The organism is Bdellovibrionota bacterium, assembly GCA_035292885.1.
Taxonomy (GTDB): Bacteria; Bdellovibrionota_G; JALEGL01; order JALEGL01; family DATDPG01; genus DATDPG01.
Map to the genome: position 1 here is coordinate 1 of DATDPG010000034.1, position 4,313 is coordinate 4,313.

A 4,313-nucleotide genomic window follows, 5' to 3' on the forward strand; every position below is an offset into this window, starting at 1 on the left:
ACGAGATTCCGGAAGCTCAACGCTCCGGAACTCTTAAAGGAGGTGTACCTCGGAGTGAAATTTGAAGATGGGCTACGAGTGAATCAACAAAATTGGAAAAAAGCCGCCTGAACTTTTACACACCTATTGACGGAACCTCAAAATTTTGGATCAAGTTGAGAGCCGCCCTCAAATAGAACCTTTGTATAAGGTCACTCTTGTCCAAGACAGGTTTGAGAATTTCCTAAAAAGTTAGAGTCGAGTAGGCCGGCGTTCGGGATTGGAATCAATTCCGCCGGCGTTTTTCTGTCCTCCGAACGAAATACAGAGAAAAAGACGTCCTCCTCGTCCAGAAGTAAATTCCTTTTGCGCAGTTCATCACAACCAAACCAGGAGGACGAGTCATGCTACGGACGGCGAGTTTGTTCAGTCAACTTCTTCAACATTTTCCCCGGAACGAGTTCCAGCTCTTGGTGAAGGAGCACCGAGCCGAATGGCGAGCGAAAGGATTCTCTTGCTGGACCCAGTTGGTCGCGATGTTGTTCAGCCAAATGGCTCACGCGGATTCTCTCCGGGAGATTTGCAACGGACTCTCGTGTTGTTTGGGAAAACTGGTTCATCTGGGGATCGGGCGGGCCCCCAACAAGTCGACCCTATCCTATGCCAACGAGCATCGCCCGGCCGGGTTGTTCGAGAAGCTGTTTTGGGTGGCGCTTGCGCGGTTTCGGTCGGAAGAAGGCGTCGGCCAGCGGAAGGGGAAGTTCCGGTTCAAAAATAAGCTCTTGTCGTTAGACTCCACCACGATCTCGCTCTGCTTGGCTTTGTTCCCCTGGGCGGAGTTTCGGCGAGCCAAAGGCGGCGTCAAGGTCCACGTGCTGTTGGATCATGACGATTACATGCCTGCCTTTGTCCATATCACCAACGCCAAGCTCCACGATGTCCGGATCACCCGGTATCTCTCCCTCCCCGCCGGCTCCATTGTGACGGACGATCGGGGCTATAACGACTACAAGCTGTTTGGGAAGTGGACCGAACGGGGGATCTATTTTGTCACGCGGATGAAGGACAACGCTGTCTACGAAGTGATCGAGAAACGGAAGGTTCCCAAAAACAGCAACATCCTCTCCGACGAGATCATTCGATGGACCGGATTCTATGCGGAAAAGCATTGTCCGCAGGCTCTGCGACGGGTCGTGGTCTGGGATGACAAACACCAGAGGGAACTCGTTTTCGTAACGAACCACCTGGAGTTTGGGGCCACGACCATTTCCGCGATCTACAAAGATCGCTGGGAGATCGAGCTGTTCTTCAAAGCGCTCAAGCAGAACTTAACGATCAAAACCTTCGTGGGAACCAGCGAGAACGCTCTCCGGATCCAGATTTGGACAGCCTTGATCGCCATGCTCCTCCTCAAATGGCTGCATCATCTCTCCAAAGCCCGCTGGTCTCTTTCCAACCTGGCCTCCATGTTGCGCCTGAACCTCTTTACCTATCGGGATTTGCGGGCATGGCTCGATGACCCGTTCCAAACGCCGCCGCTGACTCCCTCTTCCGTTCAGCTCAGCCTCCCCTTGCCGTTTCTTGGACAGCCGGCCAACGCCAAGGGGGACCAGGCTCAGAAATACGCTACAGATCGCTCGGGAATGCCCTTGCTATGCGGACTCCTTGCTCAAACCTGTCCTGTCTTGGACAGCAGTGGTATAAGGTTTATCCTTAAAACGGCGGCTGAATCGCTTCAAAAGTTTCGACGTTGGGTAAACACATACAGGGCGATCGCCTTCATTCTCAAGAAAACTAATCTGCCCCTCGATATCTCTAGGTCTTCCAATATGGCGAATATGTGGATTTGCGACGTCCTGACCGGATATTAGATCTATGCGTCGTGCCTTCACGAGGCCCTTTAGTGCCGGGAAAAGCATTGCCTTATCCATCCGTAATGACCTCGACAAATTTTCCAGTTCAACGCCGTTGAAATCGGAGGAACTCAAATAGGAATCCAAGATATATTTCTCGCAGATTTCCAAATCACCGGACACTATCGACACCTTTCACGTTAAATCCTCAATGACTTCGCATGTTCATAGCTAATCAGCGAAAAAGCCGGCGTTTTCTTGAAGCCTACTTCTTCATGCGACAACTTGAAGAGTACAGACTCTCCTCGCTTTTTAAGAATTTCTACAATAGCCTCAATGGTCCGTCGTTCTGAATCGTCAAGGAGTTCGGCGTTCGGTTTTTTCTTTCCCCTTAAATCATGCCCACTATCTTTTTCAATGGATCCATCACGCAGCATCGCCCCAAACAGATTCTGATATTGATCGGGGCAAGGTCCGTATTCGAGAGTCGCGTATCGTGTTCCGGTGATGGACTTTTCGTTATTCTTGAAGTGCAGGAAGTCGGCGTAGAACAAAGCTTTGTTCAGGTATAGCGGGCTTTTCGCATACGGTAGAAGACACAAGACAACCTGCTCAAAAATTTCGAATCGAAAACGATGATGTCCACTGTAAATGTCTGGATCATGATTTTTCCAATAGACCTCGAGCGCGTTTTCCTCTGCCGAGCCTTGATCGCACTTCAGCAAAATATGTTCATTTTGAACCGGGTCCTGGACGTAAAAAGTCTCCCAGCGCTTGATACTCGCCTCGCCTACGCTCAAATACTTCGCAAATTCCTTCTGTGACATTCCGAGAGCCTTCCGGTAATCACAAATCTGCTTCGAAGTGAGCAATTTGTTCCGCCGCCGATACTCATCGGCCGCAGTTTTTCGAAGCCGATTCATCTGCTCGTCGTTCATCATCGACTCGTTGCACTTCGTGCACACCATTGCCGACACGATCACATCAAGCGGCGTATCCTTCACCCGAACCTCCATCCGGGTTTTCTTGTCTTCAAATTTTGTATTTCCACATGCCAAACACTTCATAGCTCACCTCTCTCTTTACTGGGATGCAAAGAGACGTAATAAAAACGCCCTTCTTGCAGCGCGAATTTCAAATACATCCGCTCTCTAAGACGTTCGCTCTCCCAGGCAAACGCGAAAAGTTCCTTTCCATAAATCTTCGCCTCATACGACCTCTCCGGCGGCCGCCGCCCCACATAATTTTCCGGTTCGATCTCATCCAGCAGCTCCAAGATCAGCGGCCATACGTCGCCCGAATCCCCGAGCCGCAGGTCGTTGAGTTCGCCCGCTGCACTACGCACGTTTGCAAACAACCCGTTTCCGCATTCCAACGCCGTGCGCGCCTCCTGCAGCTTCTTGTTGAGTTCCCGTACACTCGGCCTCTCCGTTTTCGCCTGCTTTACCATACTGTATCAAATGGTGGTATCAAATGATACTAAAAATTCTTGAACTTTCAATGATTCCCTTTCCTATTGGATACTTAGCCTGAGATTCGATATACCACGCCCGATGACAAAGGAGCACATCCTCCAGGAAATTCGGCGAACTGCTAAAGCTAACAACAGCAAACCTCTGGGCGAACAGAGGTTCCGTGCGGAGACCGGAATTAAAAAATCTGACTGGTTTGGTAAACACTGGGCACGTTGGAACGATGCCCTAGCCGAGGCAGGTTTCGGGCCAAATCAGCTACAGACCGCGTACAAGGATGAATACCTATTTGAGAAATATATTGGCTTGGTCCGTAAGCTCGGGCGTCTTCCCTCCGGGGGAGACTTACGTCTTGAGACGCGAATGGATTCAGAATTTCCCAGCAACACCACCTTCGACAAATTTGGATCGAAATTTGATCTGGCGGAGAAGGTTCTTGAGCACTGTAGGAGTCGTGATGATTATGACGACATAGTCACATTGTGCTCAGAATACATTTCGAGCACTCGCACAACGCCGCGCGAAGGCGCCGCGTCCAATGGCGAGGAAATCGGCTTTGTTTATCTCATCAAATCCGGGCGCTTTTATAAGATTGGAAGATCCAATGCCGCCGGTCGCAGAGAATATGAGCTTGCGATCCAGCTCCCTGAAAAGGCCAGCACCGTTCACACGATTCGGACGGATGATCCTGTTGGAATCGAAGCCTACTGGCACAAGCGCTTCGAAGCCAAACGAAAACATGGCGAATGGTTCGAGCTTGTGGCGGCCGACATAGCCGCCTTCAAACGCCGAAAATTCATGTAGGGGACGTTCCTTTCCAAGGGGATTGGGGCAAAGCCCCAAGTGTTTTTAACGGGGGGATATCCACACCCCATGTATGGACCCGCCCTCGTTTGCAAGGACAAAGTTGTAAGAGGTAACAAAAGAAAGATCAGATGCTGCCATGTATCCGGCCTCTGGTTGGAGGTTTTCAGTCTCCGGGCCCTGATGGAATTTGCGTTCTCTCTCC

At 50.7% G+C, this 4,313-nt stretch carries 4 protein-coding genes; 2 read left to right on the top strand and 2 right to left on the bottom strand.

Annotation, left to right across the window (positions count from 1 at the left end; genetic code table 11):
• The first annotated feature begins 383 nt into the window (after positions 1-383).
• Positions 384-1,850 carry an IS4 family transposase gene (locus tag VI895_02675; protein ID HLG18705.1) on the top strand — a complete coding sequence of 489 codons (1,467 nt, stop codon included), beginning with the start codon at positions 384-386 and terminating at the stop codon, positions 1,848-1,850.
• A gap of 182 nt (positions 1,851-2,032) precedes the next feature.
• Here VI895_02675 and VI895_02680 read toward each other — a convergent pair whose 3' ends face one another.
• Positions 2,033-2,899 (bottom strand): type II TA system antitoxin MqsA family protein, encoded by an 867-nt coding sequence (locus tag VI895_02680; protein ID HLG18706.1) that lies wholly within the window; start codon positions 2,897-2,899, stop codon positions 2,033-2,035.
• Positions 2,896-3,282 carry a hypothetical protein gene (locus tag VI895_02685; protein ID HLG18707.1) on the bottom strand — a complete coding sequence of 129 codons (387 nt, stop codon included), beginning with the start codon at positions 3,280-3,282 and terminating at the stop codon, positions 2,896-2,898. The genes VI895_02680 and VI895_02685 overlap by 4 nt, the downstream gene beginning before the upstream one ends.
• Positions 3,283-3,385: 103 nt before the next feature.
• Here VI895_02685 and VI895_02690 point away from each other — a divergent pair, with 103 nt between their 5' ends.
• Positions 3,386-4,108, top strand: coding sequence for a GIY-YIG nuclease family protein (locus VI895_02690; protein HLG18708.1), 723 nt, complete (start codon positions 3,386-3,388; stop codon positions 4,106-4,108).
• Positions 4,109-4,313 lie beyond the last annotated feature (205 nt).

Coding starts and splice junctions, on each gene's coding strand:
- VI895_02675 (HLG18705.1), top strand. CDS start 384: ATGCTACGGACGGCGAGTTTGTTCAGTCAACTTCTTCAACATTTTCCC.
- VI895_02680 (HLG18706.1), bottom strand. CDS start 2,899: ATGAAGTGTTTGGCATGTGGAAATACAAAATTTGAAGACAAGAAAACC.
- VI895_02685 (HLG18707.1), bottom strand. CDS start 3,282: ATGGTAAAGCAGGCGAAAACGGAGAGGCCGAGTGTACGGGAACTCAAC.
- VI895_02690 (HLG18708.1), top strand. CDS start 3,386: ATGACAAAGGAGCACATCCTCCAGGAAATTCGGCGAACTGCTAAAGCT.